Raw genomic sequence first — 22,429 nt, forward strand, 5'->3', positions numbered from 1 at the left:
AACCGTTTGGCGACGTTGGGGTCAGCTGGCCGCCTGGCCTTCCGTGACGGGGAGCGTGGACGAGGGTTCCTGCTGGCGGCGATGAATCTCCAGGCCAATGTCGTTGTAGCGGCCCAGCAGGTCCGCGCCGTCCTGGGCGTGCGGATTGTCGAGCAGCGCGAAGAGCGCGTCACTGGCTGCAAGCAGCTCTTCATTCGAGTATTCCGTCAGTGGCCTGCCGTACAGCTCCTCGATCCACATGACGGGCAGGTGTGGATACTCCCCGGCGAAACGGCCCCCAGGGAACAGTTCCCGGATGTCGTCGTCCATGGGCAGTGGCTGCCCACTGGACTGACCGTCCATGGAAGCGGTCCGGGCAAGGGGTGTCAGCTGGAGGGAGACACCTGCGCCATACCCGCCGGACAGGGTGTTGGCGTCAAGCGCATTCAGGTCGCTGCGCAGTCCGGAAAGGGCAGAGGACTCCACAAGGTCGGCCTGCGAAAGGTCAACGCTGATATGGCAGCGGATCCCCATCCGCCGGACCCGGCGGATGATGTGGACCAGGTGGGGGCGGGAACCACAATGCAGGCTTCCCCGGACTTCGATCCGGACGATGTCTGCGGGGACATCGAAGTTAACAACTGCGTCTAATGCTCGGTCCATAGGTACTCCAAAAGAGGTCTATGGCCGACGGCTCAACCTCCGCAAGCGTAACCTTCACGGGAGTCCCCGCACAACCCGTCTCCTAGGAACGGGCACCATGGCTTACTTTGCCCGGTTCCTCGTAGTGTGTCCGGGCACCGGTGCCACCCACCGAATCAACGATGGACTTCGCAATGTCACGCAGTTTGGTGTTGCTGTTGCTGGACGCCTCGGTGAGGATTTGGACGGCAGTCGCCTGGCTGCAGCGGTTCTGTGCCATGACGATGCCGATGGCGATATCGATGATCGTGCGGGACTCCAGCGTTGCCCGAAGGTTCGACGCGCTGTCCGCGTGCAGTGAGAACCGCACCGCGAGGCGCAGGGCCTGCGAGATTTCCCGGGTGAAGTCCCGGGCCCTTGCCGCGGCGTTTCCCTCGAATTTGCGGGGAACATCGGAATAAAGGTTCAGGGCCGCCTTGGCCTCGCCCTGCAGGGTGAACGGAAGGGAAAGCACCGAGCGCAGCCCGTGTGAGGCCACGGCTGTGGCGTAATCGGGACCCCACCGGTTCTCCTCCAACAGGTCGGGAACGTGGACTTCGCGTTCCTCCTTTGCCGCGGTGAGGCAGGGTCCCTGCGACAGGGAATATTGGATTTCGTCCACTTCGCGGGCCGAGTCGCTGCTCCAGCCGATGGTGGCAGCCTTGCGGTCACGGAGCAGCGTGATGCCGCACAGGGCGTCCTCGCCGTCCCCTGCCATCTGGTGGGCGGAGAAACGGGCCAGTTCGTTGAGGAAATCCTCGAAATCAGCGCTTTCCAGAATGAGGTTCTGGACCTGGTCGGTTGCGCTCAAAGGCTGTTGTGGGGGGAGCAAGGTGCGTGTTCTCCAAGCAACTGAAAAGTGTTAACGCACATCATAAAACAGCGCCAACAGCCCAGCCAACAGCCGGCCGGGGTGCGGCCCCCGGGACACGCCCCGGGGGCCGGCAGGACTAGGCCAGGCCCAGCTCATCCTTGCCGAACGCGAACAGGTATGGGACGCCGGTTTCGGCTTCGATTTTTTCCTTGGCGCCCGTATCGCGGTCGACGATCACGGCCACCGCCACCACGTTGCCGCCGGCCTTCCGGACGCCCTCCACCGCCGTCAGTGCGGAACCGCCCGTGGTGGACGTGTCTTCCAAAACCAGCACCTTGCGTCCCTCAACGGACGGGCCCTCCACCTGGCGGCCCATCCCGTAGGATTTCTGGGCCTTGCGGACCACGAACGCGTCAACCGTCCGGCCTGCGTCAACGGCAGCATGCATCACGGCAGTGCCAACCGGGTCCGCGCCCATGGTCAGTCCGCCGGCGCACTCAAAGTCGATCCCGGCGTCGTCCGCCAGTGCAAGCATTACCTGGCCCACCAGCTTGGACGCCTCGTGGTGCAGGGTGATCCGGCGGAGGTCGATGTAGTAGTCAGCCTCGGCTCCGCTCGAGAGGATCACCTTGCCGCGGACCACGGCGAGTTCCTTGATGAGTTCGAGCAGGCGGGCGCGGGCAGCTGCGGTGTCGACCGCAGTGTCAGTGGGCGAAGTCATGGGCTCAAGTTTAGTGGGTGGGTTGACGATGAGCGGGCGGGCAAAGCCGGGCGCGTGCTCGGGACGCGGCCCGAAGGCGATGACGCGCGGCAGGACACGCTTAACCACCGGGTTGTGGCGCAGGATGAAGAAGATCACCCGCCGGAAGGAAAGCGCGCTTCGGGCACCATCGCCGGCCAGGACCTCCCCGGACAGCCTCCCGTCGAAGAGCGGAACGAACACCACCCGGTGCATGATGCGCTGCACGGTTTGGACCACCACCGTGGGCATGCTGCGGCGGCGCTGGATCGCCGCCAGGGTCCTAATCCGCACCTGGCCCCGGCGCAGGTCGGGTGCAAGGCGTTCCGCGGCCGCCACCGCGTCCTGTATGGCCAGGTTGATTCCCACTCCCCCGGCCGGCGACATCGCATGCGCGGCGTCCCCGATGCACAGGAACCCGTCGATGTACCAGCGCTGCAGCCGGTTGAGCTTCACGTCCAGCCAATGCAGGTCATCCAGGCTGCGGATCGAATCAACGCGGTCGGCGAGGTCGGGACGAAGTGCCGCCACGCGCTGCCGGAACCGTTCCACTCCGCCGGCCCTGATTCTGGCGTCCGCGCCTTTGGGTGCAAGGTACCCCAACTGGTAGTAGTCGGTGCGGTTGAGGGCAATCATGGCATCCCGGTCGCCCAGTGAGGGCACCACGCCCGCCACTGCCCCCTGCTCGGAAGCATGGCGCGGAAGTTTGAACCACCAGGTGTCGAACGGCACCGGATACTCCCTGGTGCGCATCCCTGCCGCCTGGCGCAGCACTGAATGGCGGCCGTCCGCGGCCACCACGACGTCTGCATACAGGACCTGCTCAGGCCCGGCCCCGCCGTCGGCCCGGTAGCGCACGCCGGTGACGTGGCCGCCGTCGAACTCCAAACCGGTCGCCGCGCTCGCCATGAGGAGCGTGAACGTCGGTTCCGCGGCGGCAGCCGAGGCGAGGAAATCCAGGAAGTCCCACTGGGGCATCATGGCCACGTAGTTGTATGGGGGCTTTAAAGAGTCGAAAGCAGCCAGAGTGACCAGCCCGGCGCCGGGAACCGGGACGGCGACGTTGTTCAGCCGGCTTTGCGGCAGGCTGCGGAATCCGGCTCCCAGGCCCAGTTCGTCAATCAGCCGGATGGTGGAGGCGTGCACCGTGTCGCCGCGGAAATCCCGCAGGAAGTCGCGGTGCTTCTCCAGGACCGTCACGTGCACCCCGGCCCGGGCCAACAGCAGGCCCAGCATCATTCCCGCCGGGCCGCCGCCCACCACGGCACATCCTGTCCGCTTCATGCATTTACGCTACGCCGCGCAGTGGCGGCCCGGAACAGTTGAGGGTTGTTGACTGCGCTGGCTAGGCTGGACCACATGCGCGAACTCCAGGCCAAGATCATAGAAGAAATGGGCGTTCAGCCCCGGATCGATCCCGCAGGGGAGGTGCGCAAACGCGTCACGTTCCTCAAGGAATACCTGAAGGCAACCCACACCAAGGGCTTTGTCCTGGGCATCTCCGGCGGGCTGGATTCCTCCCTTGCCGGAAGGCTGGCACAGCTGGCAGTGGATGAGCTTGAGGCCGAAGGCGTGGAGGCCAATTTCGTGGCCGTCCGCCTGCCGTACGGCGTGCAGCATGACGAGGAAGACGCCCAGGCCGCGCTGGACTTCATTAAGGCCAAGACGGAATGGACATTCAACATTTCGGCTGCGGTGGACGGTTTTGAAGACGAGTTCGAAAAGACCGCGGGCTCGGAGATCTCCGACTTCCACAAGGGCAACACCAAGGCCCGCACCCGCATGATCGCGCAGTATGCATTGGCCGGCGAATTCAACTACCTGGTGCTCGGCACCGACCACGGGGCAGAGTCAGTGACTGGCTTCTTCACCAAGTACGGCGACGGCGGCGCGGACATCCTGCCCTTGTTCGGCCTCAACAAGCGGCAGAACCGGGCCCTGCTGGCTGAGCTTGGAGCGCCCGCCCGCGTCTGGGAGAAGGTGCCCACCGCCGACCTGCTCGATGACCGGCCGGGCCGCACGGACGAGGACGAGCTGGGCCTCAGCTACGACCAGATCGACGACTACCTTGAAGGCCGGGAGGTTCCGGACGCGGTTGCTGAATCCATCGAGCAGAAGTACCTCCGGACCCGCCACAAGCGCACCGTGCCGGTAACCATCTTTGACACCTGGTGGAAGCACGAGGGCCCCGAGGAGCCCCGCGCGGGACTGTAGCCGGCCGCGCTGGGTTTCCCCGGCTTTGGGGAGCACGACCAAGCCGCGGAGACTCAGCGGGCCCGCCGTCCGCCGTCGCCGCCCCCGCCAAGCTGCTGCGTAATCCGGTGCGCCTCCGCCATCAGGAGGCCGCCCAGTTCCTCCTGCCGTTCCGGCTTGAAGCGCGGTTCGATGCCCGTCAATGACAGCGCCCAGGCCGGTTTCCCGGTACGGTCGAAGACGGCAGCACCCATCCCCCAGCTTCCTTCCAGGACCAGCCCGGGGTTCACCGAGTAGCCGGCCAGCCGGGTGCGGGCCAGGTTCTTCCGCACCAGTTCGGGCGTGTGGTTCCCGGCGAACTCTCCTGCGTGTTCGCTCCAGCGGCCCAGCAACTCCTCCTGCTCGCTTTCCGGAAGGAAGGCCAAGATGGCCGTCCCGGCCGATGCGACCCCCAGGGGGAACCGCACACCCTCGTGCAGGACGAAGGAGCGGACCGGAAAGCTTCCCTCTTCACGCAGCAGGCAGACCGTCCCGGCACCGCGGCGGATGGAGAAGAAGGCGCTCTCACCGGTGGCCTGCGCCAGCCGGCGGAGGCTGGGGCGGGCGATGTCCTCCAGGGGGAACCGCGCCGAAGCGACCGAACCCATCAGGAGGACCTCCGGGCCGAGCACCCAGTTGCCCGTGACGGGATCGTGGTCCAGCAAACCTTCCGCGGCGAGGGACGTCAGGAGCCTGTGGACCGTTGGACGCGTGAGGCCCGATTCGCGCACGAGGTCCACGAGCGGCATTCCCTCCGCGCTCCGGCCCGCCAACCTTAGGAGCCCGGCGATCCGCGTAACCACCTGGGCGCCCTGCACCGGCACGTCCGCCATAAACCCTCCTAGTGTCCACAATATGGATAAGTGCCATCCTACTGTCCATACTGTAAATGATCGATGGCTCCTTGTTGACAGTCACAATCAGGCGCCCGTAGTCTCCCAATTCAGATCCCCTATATCCACTTAGTGGACACCAAAGTGCTCAACGAGGAGACAAGATGAAGAAACTCCAGGATTCTGCGGCCAGCGCCCTGGAAGGAGCCCTGCAGGACGGCATCACGCTCGCCGTAGGAGGATTCGGCCTGAGCGGCATTCCCGCCGACCTGATTGAAGCCGTCCGTGATTCCGGCGTCCGGGACCTCACCGTGGTGTCCAACAACATGGGCGTTGACGGCAAGGGGCTGGGCATCCTGATCGAGGCAGGCCAGGTCAGCAAGGTTATCGCGTCGTATGTCGGCGAAAACAAGCTGTTCGCAGAGCAGTACCTTGCCGGCAGGCTGGAAGTGGAATTCACCCCGCAGGGCACCCTGGCTGAGCGGCTTCGCGCCGGCGGCGCCGGCATCCCGGCGTTCTACACCAAGACCGGCGTGGGCACCCTTGTTGCCGACGGCAAGCCGCACGAGGTGTTCGACGGCGAAACGTACGTTCAGGAGCGCGCCATCCGGGCCGACGTCGCACTGGTCCACGCCCACACCGCGGACACGGACGGCAACCTCATCTACCGCTACACGGCCCGGAACTTCAACCCCGTAGTGGCCACCGCCGGCAAGCTGACCATCGCCGAGGCGGAAGTGATCGTGGAGCCCGGCCAGCTGGACCCGAACCACATTGTGACCCCCGGCGTATTTGTCCAGCGGCTGGTGCAGGCCACGGACCGGACCAAGGACATCGAGCAGCGGACCGTCCGGCAGCGCGCCGGCCTCGTCTCAGCCTGACCTCCGCCCCTGCGCCGGCCACCGCCCACACCTAAGAACCCCACTCAATGGAGAGAAACCCTGCCATGACCACCACGCCGCTCAATCACCAGGACGTCCGCCAGAAGGGTTTGGCCCGGATGGCTGAAACGCTGGCCGGATGGACACAGAAGTGGTTCCCGGACGCCTACATTTTTGCCCTGGCAGGCGTGCTGCTGGTGGCCATCGCAGCACTCGCCATGGGTGCCTCGCCCAAAGCAGTGGTGGACTCCTTCGGCAACGGTTTCTGGGACCTCACCGCCTTCACCCTCCAGATGGCCATGGTGGTGCTGACCGGGTACGTCGTGGCCACATCGCCGCCCGTGGCCCGGCTTATTGACCGGCTGGCGCAGGTTCCGCACTCCGCACGCTCCGCCGTCAGCTTCGTGGCCATGCTGTCCATGTCGGTGTCGTTCGTGAACTGGGGCTTGAGCCTGATCTTCGGCGGGCTCCTGGCGCGTGCCGTGGCACGCCGGGCGGATCTGCACGTCGATTACCGGGCGCTCGGGGCGGCGGCCTTCATGGGGCTGGGCGCAGTCTGGGCGTTGGGCATGTCCTCCTCCGCAGCCCAACTCCAGGCGACGAAGGCCTCCATCCCTCCGGCGCTGCTGAAGATCACCGGCGTCCTGGACTTCGGCACCACCATCTTCACCTGGCAGTCCCTGCTGACCCTGGTCATCCTGATGCTGCTGACCACCGTCATCGCCCACTTCTCAGCCCCCACGGGCGGCGCCGTCAAAACCGCGGCGGATCTCGGCGTCGACCTTGATGACCAGCCCGAACCGCCGGCCGAAAAGTCCCGGCCCGGCGAGTGGCTCGAATACAGCAGGGTCCTGCCCGTCCTGGCCGGGGTACTGACCCTTGGCTGGCTGGTGTCCCAGCTGCTGACCCTGCCCATCCTGAGCGTGGTCAGCTCACTGAACGGGTACCTGCTGGTTTTCCTGATGCTGGGGCTGGTGCTGCACGGCACCCCGCGCAAGTTCCTCCAGTCAGTGACCAAGGCCGTGCCCGCCACCGCCGGCATTTTGGTCCAGTTCCCGCTCTATGCCGCCATGGCAGCCATCCTCACCAAAGCCACCGGCGCGGGCGGCCTCTCGGTCTCAGAACACCTGGCACACTTCTTCACCAGCATCGGCGGCAATGGGGCGTTCGCAGTCATCATCGCGATCTACACGGCCCTCCTTGGCATGTTCGTGCCCTCCGGCGGTGGAAAGTGGCTGGTGGAAGCGCCCTACGTCATGCAGTCCGCCACCGACGTGCACATGAACCTCGGCTGGACCGTGCAGATCTACAACATGGCAGAGGCCCTGCCCAACCTCATCAACCCGTTCTTCATGCTGCCGCTGCTGGCCGTATTGGGCCTGCGCGCCAGGGACCTGGTGGGCTTCACGTTCCAGCAGTTCCTGTTCCACCTGCCGGTGGTCCTGCTGCTCGCCTGGCTGCTGGGGATGACGTTCGAGTTCGTGCCGCCGGTAATACCCAACTGATAAAGCCAAGAAGACCAAAAGGAGAAACCCATGGGATGGACCAGGGATGAAATGGCTGCCATTGCGGCCGAAGAACTCAACGACGGCGACTACGTCAACCTGGGGATCGGCATCCCCACGCTGGTAGCCAACAACCTGCCCGAGGGCGTGCGTGTGGTCCTGCAAAGCGAGAACGGACTGCTGGGCATGGGCCCGTTCCCGTACGAGGGCGAGGAGGACGCCGACCTCATCAACGCCGGCAAGCAGACCGTCACGGTGCTGCCCGGCGGCAGCATTTTCGACTCCGCCACCTCGTTCGGGATGATCCGCGGCGGGCACGTCAAAGTGGCCATCCTGGGGGCCATGCAGGTCTCCGGCAACGGTGACCTTGCCAACTGGACCATCCCCGGGAAGATGGTCAAAGGGATGGGCGGCGCCATGGACCTCGTGGCCGGAACCCCGCGGGTGGTGGTCCTCACCGAACACAACGCCAAGGACGGCACCGCCAAGATTGTCCGCGAATGTACCTTGCCTTTGACCGGGCTTAGCTGCGTTGACCGGATCATCAGCGACCTCGCCGTTTTCGACCTTGAAAAGACGTCCGACGGCGGGCGGCAGCTCACCCTCACCCGGCTCGCCCCGGGCGTCACCGTGGAGGAGATCCGGGAGAAGACTGAAGCCGGCTTCCAGGTCCGGCTCGACAATAAGGAAGTGGCGGCATGAGCCTGAAGGAACAGTTCGGCAAGGATGTCCTGCTCACCGGCTGGGGCCACAGCCGGTTCGGCAAGCTGACAGACGAGACTCTTGAGTCCCTGATCGTCCATGTCGCCGCCGAAGCGATCGGCAACGCCGGCATTGAACCCGGGCAGATCGACGAAATCTACGTGGGACAGTTCAACTCCGGAATGATGCCGCTGGCATTCCCTTCCTCCTTGGCGCTGCAGGTCTCACCGGACCTGGCCAACGTCCCGTCCACCCGCGTTGAAAACGCCTGCGCCTCCGGTTCCGCGGCCTTCCAGCAGGGGACCAAGTCGCTCCTGGCCGGCACCGCCAGGACGGTCCTGGTGATCGGCGCCGAAAAGATGACCCATGCCGGGGCGGACGTGGTGGGCGCCGGGCTGCTGGGCGCGGATTACGACATGGCCGGCAAGCCCTCCACCACCGGTTTCACCGGCCTCTTCGCCGAAGTAGCAAAGCACTACGAAAAGCGCTACGGGCCGGTTTCCGATGTGCTGGGCACGATTGCTGCGAAGAACCACCGCAACGGCGTCGACAACCCGTACGCCCAGCTCCGCAAGGACCTCGGTGAGGAGTTCTGCCGGACCGTCTCGGACAAGAACCCGATGGTGGCCGATCCCCTGCGCCGCACCGACTGTTCCCCCGTCTCTGACGGCGCCGCCGCCGTGGTGCTCAGCGTTGCCCCCACCGGCGGTGCCACCGCCCCGGTCCGTCTGGCCGGCTTCGGCCAGGCCAACGATTTCTTTCCCGCCGACCGCCGCGACCCCACCGCCTTCGCCGCCACGCGCGCCTCCTGGCTACGTGCCCTGGCGATGGCCGGCGTCGGGCTGGAAGATCTGGACTTCGCCGAGGTGCACGACTGCTTCACCATCGCCGAGCTGCTCATGTATGAGGCCATGGGCCTGACCGAACCGGGACAGGGCTCCCGCGCGGTAAGGGAAGGCTGGGTCTTCAAGGACGGCAAGCTTCCGATTAACGTCTCCGGCGGCCTTAAAGCCAAGGGCCACCCGGTAGGTGCCACCGGCGTCTCACAGCACGTCATCGCTGCAATGCAGCTCACGGGCACCGCGGGCGGCATGCAGCTCCCGGCTCCGCGGCGGGCGGCCGTGCAGAACATGGGCGGCGTGGGCATCGCCAACTACGTCAGCGTGCTCGAAGCCGTGTAGGGCCGCCGGGTTTCCCCACCTTTTAGGCAGCACGACGGCGGGTCGCACCAAAAGTGCGGCGCGCCGTCGTCATTTTTGGCAAAAGATGGGGAATTTCAGCGGGGCGGCCCGCTGGAGGTCAGCCGCGGGTCCGGATCAGGGCGGCAATCTCCGCGAAGCCCAGCCGTTCGGCGTTCTGCAGGGCCGTCCGGCCTTCCGGGTCGCGGATGGCCGGGTCCCCGCCGGCCTCCAGGAGCAGCCGCACCACCTCCTGCTGGCGGGGGCCGCCGTTGTTGAGCAGCACCGCCTCCTGCATGGCGGTCCAGCCCAGGCTGTTGACGTGGTTGACCGGGACACCTGCTGCGATCAGGATGCGGACTGTCTCCACATGTCCGTGCTCGCTGGCGGGGATCAGGGCGGTTCCGCCGTAACGGTTGGTTGCGGCCACGTCTGCCCCGGCCGCCAAGGTCAGTTCCAGCACGTCATTGAAGCCCTCGGCACCCGCGTAGAGGAACGCCGAGTCCTGGATGGAGTCCTTGGCGTTGACGTCGCCTCCGCGGCTGATGAGTTCGGCCACCAAGGGCGCATTGTTTGCTTTCGCGGCCTTGATCAAGTCCTGGTCGAGCTGCGCCTGCTCAGCGGCTGAAAGGGCAGCAGGGGAGGTGGCGGGAGCCGCCGTCGGGGAAGCGCGGCCACCTGATGGCGCCGCGGTGTCCGGGCCACCGGGACTGACAGAGACGACGGGCGGCGGAGAGTCCACTTCTTGAGGTTCACCGGGACTGGCCTGGCACCCGGCCAGGAACATGGCCATGCCCATGCCCACGCCGGTCATGATGAATGCCCCAGCGCGGTTCCGCCCCATAAGCGCAGCCTACTTTGCAGTTCCGGCAGCGGCGATGGCCTCGGCGCCGGCGGTGGCACAGGCTTCATCCAGGGCACCGTCGGGCGCCCCGCCCACACCGATGCCGGCCACGGAAACGCCGTTGACCTTCAGCGGAACACCGCCCGCCAGGAACAGGGTGCCGGGCAAGTCGGCGATCGAGGGTCCGTTGCCGTTGATGCGCTTGGCCAGCTCGCTGGTGGGGGTGCCGAAAGCTGCGGCGGTGTAGGCCTTTTGCTTGGCGGCCTCAATGGTGTGGGCGGCGGCATTGTCTCCCCGCAGCAGTGCCTGCACGGTGCCAAAGCGGTCAACGAGTGCAATCGTGACGAACGGCAGTTTGTCCGCCTGGCACTTGGCGAGCGCCGCTGAGACAGCCTGGGTGGAGGCGGTGGCAGAGATGCGGTTCTGCTGCACCACGGTTTCAGGCGCCGGCTGGATATCGGCGGCGGGTACGGCGGCGGGCGCTTCAGGGCCGCTGACACGGCCAGTTCCGGCGTTGGCGGCTGCGGTGGCTCCGGCCGTGACCAGGAGTGCCCCGGCTGCTGCGGCGGCGAGTGCTTTGTAGGACTTCTTCATGCTGCATTCCTTGGGTTGGGAGTGGTTTTTGTTGCCGGTTTCCATCCTTCAGGGCCGCGGTTGGCGTGGCATCGGGCGTTCGCCTGTCCCTGGCTGGCCCGAAAGGCCAGCCGTATCAGCCAAAAGGCTGAGGGACCACGCGGCCCTGGAGCCCTAGCATGGAGGCAGTGAATCGCACCATGAGATCCCGATCCCACACGCCAGCCAGAGATGCCACCCCAACCTCCGGTCCGGGGGCCGACCTTGCTGCCGCCGGCAATGACACCGGCAATGACAGCGGGTCCGGTCAGATCCCGCCCACCCCGAAAGGCCGCCTGGGCAGCATCGAGGCCGCAGTCCATCTCGGCTTCGCCGTTCTCCTGGTGGCATCGGTGGTGCGGTATGTCATGCGGCATTCCCCGGCCGACAACCTTGTGGTCCTGGGACTCGCCGCCGCCGCCTGCCTGCTCTACGCCGTCGTGGCCCTGCTCCCGCTGCGGGACCGGCACAGCGCCCCCTGGATGGTTGCGCTGGTGGCCGTCTGGGCGGTCCTGGTGGTGGCAGCACCGAGCTTCGCCTGGTGTTCCTTCGCCCTCTTCTTCCTGTGCAGGAGTGCGCTGCGAGGTGCCGCGTCCTACGTCCTGGCGGGTGCCATCACCCTGGCAACCGCGGCCGGACTGTTTCGGCTCGGCAACGGCACCGACGTGGCCATGCTGCTGGGGCCTGTCGCGGTGGGCGTCATGCTGACGCTCATCTACGACCGGATACAGCACGACGCCGAAGAGCAGCGCCGCCTGCACGCGGAGGTTACGTTGGCCCAAGGCCAGCTGGCGGCCAGTGAACGCCGCGCCGGCACCATCGCCGAACGGGAGCGGGTGTCACGTGAAATCCACGACACCGTCACCCAGGGACTCGCCAGCAGCCTGCTCCTGCTCGAAGCCGCGGACCGCGGATGGCCAGGTGCGGCAGCGCAGGAGGATCTCCACCAGGCCACCAAGCTGCTCCGCGCCAACCTGGCGGAAACCCGGAACCTGGTCCACGAGCTTGCCTCCCCCGGGCTGGAATCGACGCCGTTGCCGGAGGCGCTGCTGCTCGCCGCCCGGCAGTATTTGCCCGAAGTGACCCTTACGGTGACGGGCAGGCCAAGGTTGGTCCCGCCGGATGTCCGGCACGCCCTGCTGCGGGTGGTGCAGAGTGCGGCCTCCAACATCGCGCTGCATGCTGCGGCTTCAGCAGCCGCCCTGACGGTGGGCTTCCTGCCGGACGCCGTCACCTTGGACATTTACGACGACGGCGCCGGCTTTGATCCGGCGGCGGCAGCTCCGCCGTCGACCACCGGAGGGTACGGCCTGCGGGCCATGCGGCAGCGGGTGGAGCAGCTGGGCGGCATTTTCTCCGTGCAGAGCGCCCCCGGTGAGGGGACCATCGTGGCAGCGCAGCTGCCTTTGGAGGGGGCCAAATGAGCAGCATCACGGTCCTGCTGGTGGACGACCACCTGGTGGTCAGGAGCGGCCTGCGCGCATTGCTGGGAACGCAGCCCGACCTGGAGGTTGTGGCCGAGGCATCAACAGGCGAGGAGGCATTGCGGCTGGTGCGTACGCACGTCCCGGCTGTGGTGGTGATGGACCTTGCCATGGGCCCGGGCATGGATGGAATCGAAGCCATCAAACGGATCCGGGACCTCAACACGGGGCAGGCCATCCTGGTTTTCACCACCTATGATTCGGATGCCGATATTGTCCGGGCAGTGGATTCCGGTGCCATGGGCTACCTGCTGAAGGATGCCGCCCCGGAAGAAATTTTTGCCGCCCTCCGTGGTGCGGTGCAGGGCAGGAGCGTGATGAGCCCGCCCGTGGCCTCGCGGTTGTTCCAGCAGCTGCGCAACCCCGACGAAGTCCTCACACCCCGGGAAGCCGAACTGCTCAGTCTGCTCACCGAAGGCCTGAGCAACCGCGAACTCGGCCGGCGGCTCTTTATCTCCGAGGCCACCGTAAAAACGCACTTGGCACACATCTACGCCAAGCTCGGAGTGGACACCCGGGCCGCCGCCATTGCCACCGCAATCCGCCGCGAGGGCATGCGATAACGGCGCTTTATGGCCGATACTCTTGCACCTGCGCCCTGCGCCCCGTACGTTGGGGACTGCGGGGGACGTTCTCCGCACACTCTGGGCGGATAACCCGGGGAGAGAATCAGAGTCACATGAAGGAATGCAGCCATGGCAACAGGCACAGTTAAATGGTTCAACGCCGAAAAGGGTTTTGGCTTCATTGCCCCCGATGACGGGTCCGCTGACGTTTTCGCCCACTACTCGGCAATCGCCTCCAGCGGATACCGCTCCCTGGACGAGAACCAGAAGGTCGAATTCGATGTGACCCAGGGCCCGAAGGGCCCGCAGGCAGAGAACATCCGCCCGCTCTAAGTCTTCGGCGGCCGCCGGCACCTGCCGGGACCCCATCCAGCGGCCCCTCCAACCACAGGTTGGAGGGGCCGCTGTTTTGTGTGCCGCTGTTTCTGGGTATCAAGGCCCTAAGGTTCCCCCTTTTGGGATAATTGATGCATGACCGGACAGGACCAGGACAGGGATCCCTGGGAGGAGTTTGACGCCCTGGGGCCCGCAGCGCCCGACCGCGTGCCCGGCCAGCCCGGCGGAGAGCCGCACGGATTCGGTTTCCGGACCGGGGTACGCAGCGCCAGAGTGGCCGTCGGCTTTGCCGTTTACGCGCTGGCGTTGGGAACCATTCTGGCCCTGACAGGATGCATCGTTTTTATCAGCCGGCAGCAATGGCTGCTGACGGGCCTCATGCTGGTCTTCGAGGTGGTCTTCGTTTTCGCTTTCACGCGGTTGGTTGCCCAGGCACGGCGCCGGACTCCGCGCGGCAGGCAGGACCGCTGACCAATCAGGTCCTCTTGACCTTGACGCAACGTCAAACCGTAGGCTCGGAGCATGGAAGAAATCGCCGATACCGGCGGAAGGGACTGGTCCATCCAGGACGTGGCCCGCATCGCCGGCACCACCAGCCGTACGCTTCGCCACTACGACGACATTGGCCTGCTGAAGCCCACCCGGGTGGGCAGTAACGGTTACCGCTATTACGACGGCGGCGCCCTCCTCCAGTTGCAGCGCATCCTTTTGCTGCGGGAGCTGGGACTGGGCCTGCCGGCCATCGCGGAGGTCTTCCACCACCAGGCCAATCCCGTCACCGCTCTCACCCACCATCTTGAGTGGCTTGGCCGGGAGCAACAGCGGCTGGCGCGGCAAATGCGGGCAGTGCGGCAAACGATCGAAACAATAAGGGCCGGAGGCCAACTAATGGCAGAGGACATGTTTGAGGGCTTCGACCACACCCAGTACAAGGATGAGGTCGAAGAACGGTGGGGCAAGGACGCCTATGCAACGTCCAACTCGTGGTGGCGCGGCATGGCTGCGGAGGACAAGCGCGAGTGGATGGCACGGGTGCAGAGACTTGGCCGGGACTGGACTGCTGCAGCCCACTCCGGAGTTGCCGCGGACGGTCCGGAAGCCCAGGAACTGGCCACGCGGCACGTCGAGTGGCTGAAATCCATCCCCGGCACCCCCGCAACCGACAGCGGTGGCGACACGAAGGCATATGTCCTGGGACTGGCGGACATGTACGTGGAAGACCCGCGCTTTGCCGCGAATTACGGCGGAGTCGAGGAGGCGGGCTTCGTCCGGGCGGCGCTTCGCAGTTTCGCGCAGAAGTACCTGTAGGGCTGAGGCTGCGGCAACGTCAGCGGCTGCGGTTCCACAGCACGGCGGCGGCACCCGCCGCCGTCGTCGCTGCGGCTGCCGCGACCATCCTGCGCCGCGCCGTCCGCCGTCCGCCGTGCCAACCACCGCTAATGGCGGCCTTACGCGTATGGCCCGAGGGCTCGTAGAGGGTTCCCGTGGAGGCCGCTGCCGGCTTCTTCCGGGACAGATGGGTCTTCTCCACCTGCACGGCCATGGCCGCTTCCACTTTCGCCGGCATGACCTTGTGCTGGAGGACCAGCAGGCGGCCGGCCGGACCGACTACTGCTTCGCGGCGTGGCTTGGCTGCCAGGCCGACGATCGTTCGCGCCACCCGTTCCGGTGTGTAGACGGGCGGCATGGCAACGACTTTCCGTCCCGTGTAGTTGGCGGCATGCTGGAAGAAAGGTGTGTCAATTGCCGCAGGCAGTACCGTGCAGACCTTCACCCTCCGGATTCCGTCCAGCTGCAGTTCGGAACGGATGCTGACGCTGAGGGAACGGACCGCAGCCTTGGACATGGAGTAGGCCGCTGTATAGGGCTGGGAGATCTCACCCACGATGGATGCGACATTGATCAGCACGCCCGCGCCCTGGGCCCGAAGACGGGGCAGGGCCGCGCGGGCACCATGGATGTATCCGCCGATGTTCACATCGAGGACGCGGCGGATGTCCGCCAGCGGAACGTCGGTGATCCGGCCGAAGACACCAACGGCGGCATTGTTCACCCACACATCCAGGTGCCCGAACTCCTCGACTGCCCGGGCCGCCAGCGCGTCAACGCTTTCGGCATCGGTCACATCCGTGGGAACCGCGATGGCCTTGCCACCCCGCTTCCTCACCTCGTGCACCAGGCTTTCCAGTGCACCGGCGCTCCGCGCAGCAAGTACCAGCCGGGCACCCTTGTCCGCGAATTCGAGCGCCGTGGCACGGCCGATGCCGCTTGAGGCCCCGGTGATGACCACGACTGCCTTTTTGACCCGCATCCCGCCTCCGTCCCGCGCTCCTTGGGGCGCTGACAAAACACTAAGTATGCTTACCAGTGTGATGGTATCGAGAGGCAGGCCGTGGGACAAGCTTCCTGTGGCCTGGCGTCCCGGGTCCGCGGCTCAGCGTTTGGCGCTGGTTCGATTGGCCTTGGCCCGCTTGGTCCGCCGGATGAGGAGCAGTATCACGGCAACGGCCAGTGCAGCGTAGACGGCATAGTTCAGGAACCGCGAGTACTCGTCGATGAGCCGGTACTGGGTACCCAACAGGTAGCCCAGGCCGATAAGGGCGCCATTCCACAGCCCGCTGCCGGCAAGCGTGAAGAGGCTGAAGGTTGTCAGGGACATGGCAGCTGCCCCGGCCGGCAGGGAAATGAGGCTGCGGACGCCGGGCAACAGGCGGCCGAAGAAGATTGACGACCTCCCGTGACGGCGGAACCACCCTGCTGCGTGCTCGAAGTCTTCGCGGTCCACCAGGGGCAGTTTGGACAACCACCGGATGGACCGCTCGAGCCCCAGCTTGGCGCCGAGCCAGTAGAGCAGCAGCGCTCCCAGATAGGCGCCAAGGGTGCTGGTGGCAAAAACGAGGAAGAGGTTCAGGGAGCCCTGCTTGGCAAGATAGCCGGTCAAAGGGAGGATCACCTCGCTGGGGATGGGAGGCACCACGGTTTCAGCAAGCGTGAAGCCGCCAACGCCCCATTCCCCCAGGGTGTCGATGGCTGTCGCCGCAAAGCCGACGATTCCAGTGAGTCCCTCAGTGGGGCTGGCTGCTCCGGTGATATTTGTCCACATAGGCCCGTCCCGTCCTGTCCCAGGCGCCGGATTACCGGTGCTTGAATTCCGGCTGGCGCTTCTCGGCGAACGCCGCCATGCCTTCCTTCTGGTCCTCGGTGGCGAACAGGGAGTGGAAGAGCCGCCGTTCGAACACCACTCCCTGGGCCAGCCCGGTTTCGAAGGCGGCATTGACAGCTTCCTTGGCCGCCATCGCCGCCGGCTTGGACTTGCCGGCGATCACCGCTGCCACCTTCAGTGCCTCGGACACCACGTCCCCGGCCGGAACCACCCGGGACACCAGCCCGCACCGGTCAGCTTCCTCCGCATCGATGAACCTGCCGGTGAGGATCATATCCATGGCCTTCGCCTTGCCTACGGCACGTGTGAGCCGTTGAGAGCCACCCATGCCCGGGAGGACAGCGAGATTGATTTCCGGCTGCCCGAACTTGGCGTTGTCCCCGGCGATGATGAGATCGCACATCATGGCCAGTTCGCAGCCGCCGCCCAGGGCAAACCCGGACACCGCAGCGATGGTGGGAATCCGCAAGCGGGTGAAGTCCTCCCAGCCCCGGAACCAGTCCGCCGTGTACATGTCCATGTAGCCCTGGTCCGCCATCTCCTTGATGTCGGCTCCCGCGGCGAATGCTTTGCCGGAGCCGGTGATGACCACCGCACCGACTCCTGGATCGGAATCCATGGCGGTAACGGCGGCGACCACTTCCTCCATGGTGGCCTTGTTCAGCGCGTTCAGCGCCGACGGCCTGTTGAGGGTCACCAGCCCTACCCTGCCCTGCTGCTCCACCAGGATGTTGGCGTACTCCGTCATTCGGGGCTCCCGTCGTCGTGTGCTGTTGTGATGCGGCGCCGGTCCGTCAACTTGCTGCCGGTATTCTCCCCCGCCGCCGCGCCGCCGCCGTGCTGCTCCCCGTCCTGATGCTCCGCCTTCCCAGGGGCGTGCCGCCCGGATGACTCACGGATGTCCGTGATGATGGCCGAGAAGTCGCGGCCTGCGCCGCCTTCCGCGGCAAACCTATCGTAGATCCGCGCGGCCAGCGCTCCCATTTCTCCCACTACCCCCGTGCTGTCGAGGGCGTTGACGGCGAGATTGAGGTCCTTGGCCATGAGCGCTGCAGCGAAACCCGGCTGGTAGTCCCTGTTGGCGGGGCTGGCGGGAACCGGGCCGGGCACAGGGCAATTGGTGGTCAGCGCCCAGCACTGGCCGGACGCGGCGGATGCGACGTCGAACAGGGCCTGGTGGGTCAGGCCCAGCTTTTCGCCGAGCACGAAAGCCTCACTGACCGCGATCATGGACACGCCCAGGATGAGGTTGTTGCAGATCTTGGCAGCCTGGCCGGCTCCGTGCCCGCCGCAGTGCACCACCCGCTTGCCCATGACCTCCAGGAGCGGCCGAACAGCCTCAAAATCAGCCGCATCGCCGCCGGCCATGAACGTCAGTGTGCCTGCTTCGGCCCCCACCACGCCGCCGGAGACGGGGGCGTCAACGGAGCGGTGGCCCGCTTCAACCGCCAGGCGCGCGGCTTCCCGGGCCTCGTCCACATTGATGGTGGAGCAGTCCAGGAACATCGTTCCAGGCTGCGCCGCAGCCAGCAGCCCGGGTCGGCCAGCGCCGCCCACGTAAGCATCCAGGACGTGGCGGCCGCTGGGGAACATGGTGAGGACCACGTCGGCGCCCGCCAGCGCATCCAAGGCGTTTCCTGCCACCGGGATGCCTTGGGCGCGCGCCGTTTGGAGGGCTTCGGGGACCACATCGAAACCGGCCACCCGGTAACCGGCGCGGTGCAGGTTCAGGGCCATGGGACTGCCCATGTGTCCCAGGCCCAGGAAGGCCACGTTGCTCTTGTCAGGCATGGTCGGCCTCCTTTGCATGCGGTCCAGTCGGTGGGTGCAAATCCAGTTCCCCGCCGTCCAGGGGCTTGAAGAACCCGTCCACCTGCCCGGGGAGCACCTCGGCCAGCGTGGCGGGTTTCCACTGCGGATTCCTGTCCTTGTCCACCACCTGGGCGCGGATTCCTTCGCGGAAGTCAGGTCCGGCCAGGAAGCGGATCCCTGCCCGGTATTCCTGGGCCAGGGCTTCATCCAGGGTCAGGTTCGCGGCACGGCGCAGGGACGCCAGGGTGACCTTGACCGAGGTAGGCGACTTGGCTTCAATCGTGGCGGCGGCTTCCGCGGCGTCTTCCTGTCCGGGCCCGGTCCAGGCCCGGAGCCGGCTGACGATTTCCCCTGCATCGTCGGAGGCGTAGCAGGAGTCGATCCACTCCCGCTGCCCGGCCAGCGCAGAAGCAGGGGGCTGCTCAACATAACGGCCGACGGCGTCTTCCGGGCTTTCATTCTCCAGCGCAGCCACGAGGCGTGGCAGCGCGTTGGACGGAACGTAATGGTCGGCGAGCCCCAGGAACAGGGCATCGCCCGCCGCCAGGTGCGCTCCGGTCAGGGCGGCATGGGTTCCCGTTTCGCCGGGTGCGTGTGAGAGCAGGAAGGTCCCGCCGACGTCGGGCGCGAATCCAATGGTGGTCTCCGGCATCCCCATCCGGGTCCGCTCGGTGACGACGCGGACGTCCCCGTGCGCGGAAATCCCCACCCCGCCGCCGAGGACCAGCCCGTCCATGAGGGCCACGTACGGCTTGGGGTACCGGGCAATCAGGGAGTTCACGCGGTATTCGGTCTGCCAGAAACCGGCCGTCCTGTTTCCGCCGTGCAGCATGTCCCGGTAGATGGCCACGATGTCTCCGCCCGCGCACAGGCCCCGTTCCCCGGCGCCCTGCACCAGGACGGCGGCCACGTCGTCGTCACCTGTCCATTCGGTGAGCTGCCGCAGGAGCAGGTCCACCATTCCCGTGGTGAGTGCGTTGACCGCCCTGGGCCGGTTGAGGGTGATCACGCCCAGCCGGCCGCGGCGTTCAAAGAGTACCTCCGCGGCACCGTTCCCTGCCGCACTGTCCGTTGTGTTGTCCTTGCCTGCGGTCATCGGCTGGGTGCTCCTTCGCATGGTGGCCGGATGCGTGATCCAGGTCATTCTGTTGCGAATATACCCGCCACTTCGTGCCGGGAACCAACCGCGGCGGATCGGGGGCGGCGGCGCGTCCAGGCTTTACCCGGCGTGCGGCTGCCAAGGTAAGTTAGGAACCGTGAAGATAGCTACCTGGAATGTGAATTCGCTCCGCGCCCGTGCCGACCGCGTTGAAGCCTGGCTTGAGCGCAGCGACTGCGACGTCCTGGCCATCCAGGAGACCAAGTGCAAGGACGATAACTTCCCGTGGGAGCTCTTTGAACGGATGGGCTACGAGGTGGCCCACTTCGGGGTGAACCAGTGGAACGGCGTGGCCATCGCCTCCCGGGTGGGGCTCGAGGACGTGGAACGGACGTTCCTGGACCAGCCCTCGTTCGGCAAGGCCGGCAAGGATCCCGTGCAGGAGGCCCGGGCCATGGCGGCCACCTGCGCCGGCATCCGCATCTGGAGCCTTTACGTCCCCAACGGCCGTTCACTGGACGACGAGCACATGCCGTACAAGCTCAAGTGGCTGGAAAGCCTCAAGACGCACGCCCAGGCCCTGGTCACTGACAACCCCCAGGCGCAGGTGGCGCTGATGGGCGACTGGAACATCGCCCCCTTCGACGACGACGTCTGGGACATCGATCTGTTCATCAACAACCGCTCCACGCACGTCAGCCCGCCGGAGCGGGAGGCGTTCCACGCGTTCGAAACGGCGGGCTACACCGATGTGGTGCGCCCCTATACCCCGGGCCCCGGGGTCTACACCTACTGGGACTACACGCAGCTGCGGTTCCCCAGGAAGGAAGGCATGCGGATCGACTTCATCCTGGCCTCCCCCGCCCTGGCCGCGCGCGTCACCGGCGCCTCGATTGACCGCGAGGAACGCAAGGGCAAAGGCGCTTCGGACCACGCTCCCGTGCTGGTGGAACTGGCGGACTGATGACTGCATCCTGGACCCATTCAAGGAGGCCGTAATGACGGGAAACCTCTACCGGGGCCAGGCCGGCCTGCCTTTTTCCTCAACCCTGCGCGTCTACGAACCCCTGGAAGCCTTCCCGGAGGAACAACGCCCGGCCCTCCAGGCCGCGGGGGCGCAGGCGGTCTCCCGTGCCGCCGTCGAAAACGCTGAACTGCTGGCCTCACTGGGACGAATCACCCGCTCCGGCGGCGACCCCTTCCCCACCGGCCGCACGGACCTGGTGCGCGTCACCACCGTACCGGCCCCGGATGGCGGAACGTCCGACGACGGTGCCGGCGCCGACACCGGCCCCGTCCTCCTTTACTGCCCCAGCCAGCTTGTCCTGCGCGCCGGGCTGGCGGCCAACGCCTTGATGGAGGGAATCCACGGCCCCCTGGCCGAGCTGCTGATCCCCGAGGAGCAGCGTGACCGGCACCAGGAGCGGATCGACCAGGTGAAGGCCCGGGACGGATCAATCCGGGTGCACACCCGGGCGTCCACCTGGGGAATCCCGTTCAGCTGGTTCTCACTGTTCATGGAATCGGACCGCAAGGATGTGGTGGAAGCCGCGGGGCGCATCCTCACCGTGCGGGTTTGGGCACCCATCACCGATGCCCTGGAGCGGGCCCGCTACGCGGTGGCCAACCTGGCACTCGCCGCGCCGGACCTGGACATGCTTGATGACCTGGCGCAGCTGACGGAGTGGCTTGAGCAGTTCCACGTGAACTCCATGGTGGAACTGGACTATGGGGCCGTGGCGGACAAGGTCTATCCTGACGAATCGCCCATGGACATCAGGCTGGGCATCGAGTGCCTGGCGGAGGGTGACATGACCGGAGCCGCCGCGGCCTACCGCCGTCTTGCCTCCCGCTGGATCCCCATCCGGCAGCTGGCCCGCGCGTCCTGACGCGCCTTCAGCTTCTGGGCGGTGCCGTGGTGCGCCGGACGATCAGTTCATGGGGCGCGACGGTGGAGCGGACGGATCCGATCTCACCGTCCAGTTCGTCCAGAAGCATCTTGGTGGCCAGTTCGGCCTGCTCGTCGGGGCGTTGCCCAACCGTGGTCAGTCCCATGGCGTCGGCGAAGTCGTGGTTGTCGATGCCCACAACAGACAGTTCGCCGGGGACGTTGACGCCTACGCGGTTGGCCTCGAAGATGACGCCCATGGCCATCTCATCGGAGGCGCAGAAGATCGCCGTGGGCTTTTGGCCGGGACGGGACCACAGGCGGCGGAAGGCCTCCTGGCCGCTGCGGACCGTGAAGTCACCCCACTCGTCCCATTCCGGCCTGGTGGGCAGCCCGGCTGCGGCCATCACGTCCTTGAACGCCAGGATGCGCACCCGGGGGACGTCGAAGTTCAGGTCGGTCTCATCATCGCCGTGCAACAGGGCGATGTCCCGGTGGCCCAGGTCGATCAGGTGCCGGACCGCGGTGGAGGCGGCGGCGTAGTCGTCGATGCCGATGTAGGGGCATTCCTCCACGTGGCCGCCCACCACTACCAGGGGAATGTCAATCTTTTGCAGGTGCTCGATCTCTTCGTGGCTGAGCGCCATGCACAAAACCAGCAGGGCGTCGATCTGCTTGTACACCATGGTCTTGCTGAAGAGCCGTTCACGATTGCTGCCGTGCCCGCCCAGGTTGAAAAGGGAGAGGTTATAGTGGCGGGCGTGGAGCTCGCGGTCGGCGCCCTCGATGGCTTTGGAGAAGAACCAGCGGCTGACGAAGGGAGCCAGGACGCCGATGGTCTTGGTGCGGCCCGTGGCCAGGCCGGAGGCGGATGACGACGCCACGTAGCCCAGGTTTCCTGCCACCTCCAGGATTTTTTCCCGGGTGGCCGGCGAGACCCGCGGCAGTCCGCGAACGGCCCGGGAGACAGTGGCTGTTGAGACTCCGGCGGCTGCCGCCACGTCCTCGATGCTGACGCCGTTGTGGCCGCCCCGCTGGGACCTTTCCGTTGTCCGTGCCACCGTGTCCCCTCTTTTAACTC

24 protein-coding genes and 1 pseudogene are annotated in these 22,429 nt (G+C 66.3%); 12 read left to right on the plus strand and 13 right to left on the minus strand.

The genetic code is table 11. The features are described 5' to 3' along the window. Positions 1 to 21: 21 nt before the first annotated feature. The 4 genes and pseudogenes from Q9R31_RS16975 to Q9R31_RS16990 form a co-directional block, all read right to left on the minus strand. Positions 22 to 642, minus strand: coding sequence for a hypothetical protein (locus Q9R31_RS16975; RefSeq protein WP_311263876.1), 621 nt, complete (start codon positions 640 to 642; stop codon positions 22 to 24). Between the two features lie 82 nt (positions 643 to 724). Beyond that, a complete protein-coding gene (locus Q9R31_RS16980) occupies positions 725 to 1,471 on the minus strand; it encodes a GAF and ANTAR domain-containing protein (protein ID WP_311263877.1) in 747 nt (248 codons plus the stop codon). Positions 1,472 to 1,610: 139 nt separating this feature from the next. Further along, on the minus strand, positions 1,611 to 2,195 hold the full coding sequence (pyrE, locus tag Q9R31_RS16985) for an orotate phosphoribosyltransferase (RefSeq protein WP_168223241.1): 585 nt from the start codon (positions 2,193 to 2,195) through the stop codon (positions 1,611 to 1,613). A gap of 48 nt (positions 2,196 to 2,243) precedes the next feature. Next, positions 2,244 to 3,497, minus strand: a pseudogene (locus Q9R31_RS16990) (FAD-dependent oxidoreductase); the annotation flags it as partial. A gap of 75 nt (positions 3,498 to 3,572) precedes the next feature. On the opposite strand from Q9R31_RS16990, the gene nadE reads away from it, so the two are divergent. Next, positions 3,573 to 4,427: an ammonia-dependent NAD(+) synthetase gene (nadE, locus tag Q9R31_RS16995; RefSeq protein WP_311263878.1), complete on the plus strand. Its 855-nt coding sequence runs from the start codon at positions 3,573 to 3,575 to the stop codon at positions 4,425 to 4,427. A 53-nt stretch (positions 4,428 to 4,480) separates the two neighbouring features. Here the strand turns inward: nadE and Q9R31_RS17000 are convergent, their stop codons facing one another. Beyond that, positions 4,481 to 5,278: an IclR family transcriptional regulator gene (locus Q9R31_RS17000; protein ID WP_311263879.1), complete on the minus strand. Its 798-nt coding sequence runs from the start codon at positions 5,276 to 5,278 to the stop codon at positions 4,481 to 4,483. 164 nt (positions 5,279 to 5,442) lie between these two features. Here Q9R31_RS17000 and Q9R31_RS17005 point away from each other — a divergent pair, with 164 nt between their 5' ends. The 4 genes from Q9R31_RS17005 to Q9R31_RS17020 all read left to right on the plus strand — a co-directional run bounded on the left by Q9R31_RS17005 (position 5,443) and on the right by Q9R31_RS17020 (position 9,547). Next, on the plus strand, positions 5,443 to 6,159 hold the full coding sequence (locus Q9R31_RS17005; protein WP_311263880.1) for a CoA transferase subunit A: 717 nt from the start codon (positions 5,443 to 5,445) through the stop codon (positions 6,157 to 6,159). A 65-nt stretch (positions 6,160 to 6,224) separates the two neighbouring features. Further along, positions 6,225 to 7,664 carry a TIGR00366 family protein gene (locus Q9R31_RS17010; RefSeq protein ID WP_311263881.1) on the plus strand — a complete coding sequence of 480 codons (1,440 nt, stop codon included), beginning with the start codon at positions 6,225 to 6,227 and terminating at the stop codon, positions 7,662 to 7,664. 30 nt (positions 7,665 to 7,694) lie between these two features. After that, positions 7,695 to 8,366: a CoA transferase subunit B gene (locus Q9R31_RS17015; RefSeq protein WP_311263882.1), complete on the plus strand. Its 672-nt coding sequence runs from the start codon at positions 7,695 to 7,697 to the stop codon at positions 8,364 to 8,366. Continuing rightward, entirely contained in the window at positions 8,363 to 9,547 is a 1,185-nt protein-coding gene (locus Q9R31_RS17020; RefSeq protein WP_311263883.1) for an acetyl-CoA acetyltransferase, read from the plus strand. Before Q9R31_RS17015 ends, Q9R31_RS17020 begins: the two co-directional genes overlap by 4 nt. 118 nt (positions 9,548 to 9,665) lie before the next feature. On the opposite strand, the gene Q9R31_RS17025 is transcribed toward Q9R31_RS17020, so the two are convergent. Both Q9R31_RS17025 and Q9R31_RS17030 read right to left on the minus strand, forming a co-directional pair. Further along, entirely contained in the window at positions 9,666 to 10,388 is a 723-nt protein-coding gene (locus Q9R31_RS17025; RefSeq protein ID WP_311263884.1) for an ankyrin repeat domain-containing protein, read from the minus strand. A 9-nt stretch (positions 10,389 to 10,397) separates the two neighbouring features. Continuing rightward, positions 10,398 to 10,982, minus strand: coding sequence for a heme-binding protein (locus Q9R31_RS17030; protein WP_311263885.1), 585 nt, complete (start codon positions 10,980 to 10,982; stop codon positions 10,398 to 10,400). Positions 10,983 to 11,161: 179 nt separating this feature from the next. Here Q9R31_RS17030 and Q9R31_RS17035 point away from each other — a divergent pair, with 179 nt between their 5' ends. The 5 genes from Q9R31_RS17035 (at position 11,162) to Q9R31_RS17055 (ending at position 14,694) form a co-directional block, all read left to right on the plus strand. Then, positions 11,162 to 12,424: a histidine kinase gene (locus Q9R31_RS17035; protein ID WP_311263886.1), complete on the plus strand. Its 1,263-nt coding sequence runs from the start codon at positions 11,162 to 11,164 to the stop codon at positions 12,422 to 12,424. After that, positions 12,421 to 13,047, plus strand: coding sequence for a response regulator transcription factor (locus Q9R31_RS17040; RefSeq protein ID WP_311263887.1), 627 nt, complete (start codon positions 12,421 to 12,423; stop codon positions 13,045 to 13,047). Before Q9R31_RS17035 ends, Q9R31_RS17040 begins: the two co-directional genes overlap by 4 nt. A 132-nt stretch (positions 13,048 to 13,179) precedes the next feature. After that, on the plus strand, positions 13,180 to 13,383 hold the full coding sequence (locus Q9R31_RS17045) for a cold-shock protein (RefSeq protein ID WP_013599688.1): 204 nt from the start codon (positions 13,180 to 13,182) through the stop codon (positions 13,381 to 13,383). 138 nt (positions 13,384 to 13,521) lie between these two features. Then, positions 13,522 to 13,857, plus strand: a complete 336-nt coding sequence (locus Q9R31_RS17050; RefSeq protein ID WP_311263888.1) for a hypothetical protein — start codon at positions 13,522 to 13,524, stop codon at positions 13,855 to 13,857. A gap of 51 nt (positions 13,858 to 13,908) precedes the next feature. Next, positions 13,909 to 14,694, plus strand: coding sequence for a TipAS antibiotic-recognition domain-containing protein (locus Q9R31_RS17055; RefSeq protein ID WP_311263889.1), 786 nt, complete (start codon positions 13,909 to 13,911; stop codon positions 14,692 to 14,694). A gap of 19 nt (positions 14,695 to 14,713) precedes the next feature. On the opposite strand, the gene Q9R31_RS17060 is transcribed toward Q9R31_RS17055, so the two are convergent. From Q9R31_RS17060 to Q9R31_RS17080, 5 genes are all read right to left on the minus strand, one after another. After that, positions 14,714 to 15,697: an SDR family oxidoreductase gene (locus tag Q9R31_RS17060; protein WP_311263890.1), complete on the minus strand. Its 984-nt coding sequence runs from the start codon at positions 15,695 to 15,697 to the stop codon at positions 14,714 to 14,716. Positions 15,698 to 15,820: 123 nt separating this feature from the next. After that, a complete protein-coding gene (locus Q9R31_RS17065; protein ID WP_311263891.1) occupies positions 15,821 to 16,489 on the minus strand; it encodes a DedA family protein in 669 nt (222 codons plus the stop codon). A 31-nt stretch (positions 16,490 to 16,520) separates the two neighbouring features. Next, on the minus strand, positions 16,521 to 17,297 hold the full coding sequence (locus tag Q9R31_RS17070) for an enoyl-CoA hydratase (RefSeq protein ID WP_311263892.1): 777 nt from the start codon (positions 17,295 to 17,297) through the stop codon (positions 16,521 to 16,523). Next, positions 17,294 to 18,340, minus strand: a complete 1,047-nt coding sequence (mmsB, locus tag Q9R31_RS17075) for a 3-hydroxyisobutyrate dehydrogenase (RefSeq protein WP_311263893.1) — start codon at positions 18,338 to 18,340, stop codon at positions 17,294 to 17,296. Before mmsB ends, Q9R31_RS17070 begins: the two co-directional genes overlap by 4 nt. After that, entirely contained in the window at positions 18,333 to 19,457 is a 1,125-nt protein-coding gene (locus Q9R31_RS17080; RefSeq protein ID WP_311263894.1) for an enoyl-CoA hydratase/isomerase family protein, read from the minus strand. The genes mmsB and Q9R31_RS17080 overlap by 8 nt, the downstream gene beginning before the upstream one ends. Positions 19,458 to 19,617: 160 nt before the next feature. Between Q9R31_RS17080 and Q9R31_RS17085 the strand changes: the two genes are divergently transcribed. Next, complete coding sequence (locus Q9R31_RS17085) at positions 19,618 to 20,424, plus strand: exodeoxyribonuclease III (protein ID WP_311263895.1); 807 nt, start codon at positions 19,618 to 19,620, stop codon at positions 20,422 to 20,424. A 34-nt stretch (positions 20,425 to 20,458) separates the two neighbouring features. After that, on the plus strand, positions 20,459 to 21,349 hold the full coding sequence (locus Q9R31_RS17090) for a hypothetical protein (protein ID WP_311263896.1): 891 nt from the start codon (positions 20,459 to 20,461) through the stop codon (positions 21,347 to 21,349). A 7-nt stretch (positions 21,350 to 21,356) separates the two neighbouring features. Here Q9R31_RS17090 and Q9R31_RS17095 read toward each other — a convergent pair whose 3' ends face one another. Continuing rightward, positions 21,357 to 22,409 (minus strand): LacI family DNA-binding transcriptional regulator, encoded by a 1,053-nt coding sequence (locus Q9R31_RS17095; protein ID WP_311263897.1) that lies wholly within the window; start codon positions 22,407 to 22,409, stop codon positions 21,357 to 21,359. Positions 22,410 to 22,429 lie beyond the last annotated feature (20 nt).

Source organism: Pseudarthrobacter sp. BRE9 (assembly GCF_031844305.1).
In the GTDB taxonomy this organism is placed as follows: Bacteria; Actinomycetota; Actinomycetes; order Actinomycetales; family Micrococcaceae; genus Arthrobacter.

Coding starts and splice junctions, on each gene's coding strand:
- Q9R31_RS17010 (WP_311263881.1), top strand. CDS start 6,225: ATGACCACCACGCCGCTCAATCACCAGGACGTCCGCCAGAAGGGTTTG.
- nadE (WP_311263878.1), top strand. CDS start 3,573: ATGCGCGAACTCCAGGCCAAGATCATAGAAGAAATGGGCGTTCAGCCC.
- Q9R31_RS17090 (WP_311263896.1), top strand. CDS start 20,459: ATGACGGGAAACCTCTACCGGGGCCAGGCCGGCCTGCCTTTTTCCTCA.
- Q9R31_RS17020 (WP_311263883.1), top strand. CDS start 8,363: ATGAGCCTGAAGGAACAGTTCGGCAAGGATGTCCTGCTCACCGGCTGG.
- Q9R31_RS17000 (WP_311263879.1), bottom strand. CDS start 5,278: ATGGCGGACGTGCCGGTGCAGGGCGCCCAGGTGGTTACGCGGATCGCC.
- Q9R31_RS17055 (WP_311263889.1), top strand. CDS start 13,909: ATGGAAGAAATCGCCGATACCGGCGGAAGGGACTGGTCCATCCAGGAC.
- Q9R31_RS17035 (WP_311263886.1), top strand. CDS start 11,162: ATGAGATCCCGATCCCACACGCCAGCCAGAGATGCCACCCCAACCTCC.
- Q9R31_RS17015 (WP_311263882.1), top strand. CDS start 7,695: ATGGGATGGACCAGGGATGAAATGGCTGCCATTGCGGCCGAAGAACTC.
- Q9R31_RS17040 (WP_311263887.1), top strand. CDS start 12,421: ATGAGCAGCATCACGGTCCTGCTGGTGGACGACCACCTGGTGGTCAGG.
- Q9R31_RS17045 (WP_013599688.1), top strand. CDS start 13,180: ATGGCAACAGGCACAGTTAAATGGTTCAACGCCGAAAAGGGTTTTGGC.
- mmsB (WP_311263893.1), bottom strand. CDS start 18,340: ATGCCTGACAAGAGCAACGTGGCCTTCCTGGGCCTGGGACACATGGGC.
- Q9R31_RS16975 (WP_311263876.1), bottom strand. CDS start 642: ATGGACCGAGCATTAGACGCAGTTGTTAACTTCGATGTCCCCGCAGAC.
- Q9R31_RS17025 (WP_311263884.1), bottom strand. CDS start 10,388: ATGGGGCGGAACCGCGCTGGGGCATTCATCATGACCGGCGTGGGCATG.
- Q9R31_RS17065 (WP_311263891.1), bottom strand. CDS start 16,489: ATGTGGACAAATATCACCGGAGCAGCCAGCCCCACTGAGGGACTCACT.
- Q9R31_RS17080 (WP_311263894.1), bottom strand. CDS start 19,457: ATGACCGCAGGCAAGGACAACACAACGGACAGTGCGGCAGGGAACGGT.
- Q9R31_RS17070 (WP_311263892.1), bottom strand. CDS start 17,297: ATGACGGAGTACGCCAACATCCTGGTGGAGCAGCAGGGCAGGGTAGGG.
- Q9R31_RS17030 (WP_311263885.1), bottom strand. CDS start 10,982: ATGAAGAAGTCCTACAAAGCACTCGCCGCCGCAGCAGCCGGGGCACTC.
- pyrE (WP_168223241.1), bottom strand. CDS start 2,195: ATGACTTCGCCCACTGACACTGCGGTCGACACCGCAGCTGCCCGCGCC.
- Q9R31_RS17005 (WP_311263880.1), top strand. CDS start 5,443: ATGAAGAAACTCCAGGATTCTGCGGCCAGCGCCCTGGAAGGAGCCCTG.
- Q9R31_RS17060 (WP_311263890.1), bottom strand. CDS start 15,697: ATGCGGGTCAAAAAGGCAGTCGTGGTCATCACCGGGGCCTCAAGCGGC.
- Q9R31_RS17050 (WP_311263888.1), top strand. CDS start 13,522: ATGACCGGACAGGACCAGGACAGGGATCCCTGGGAGGAGTTTGACGCC.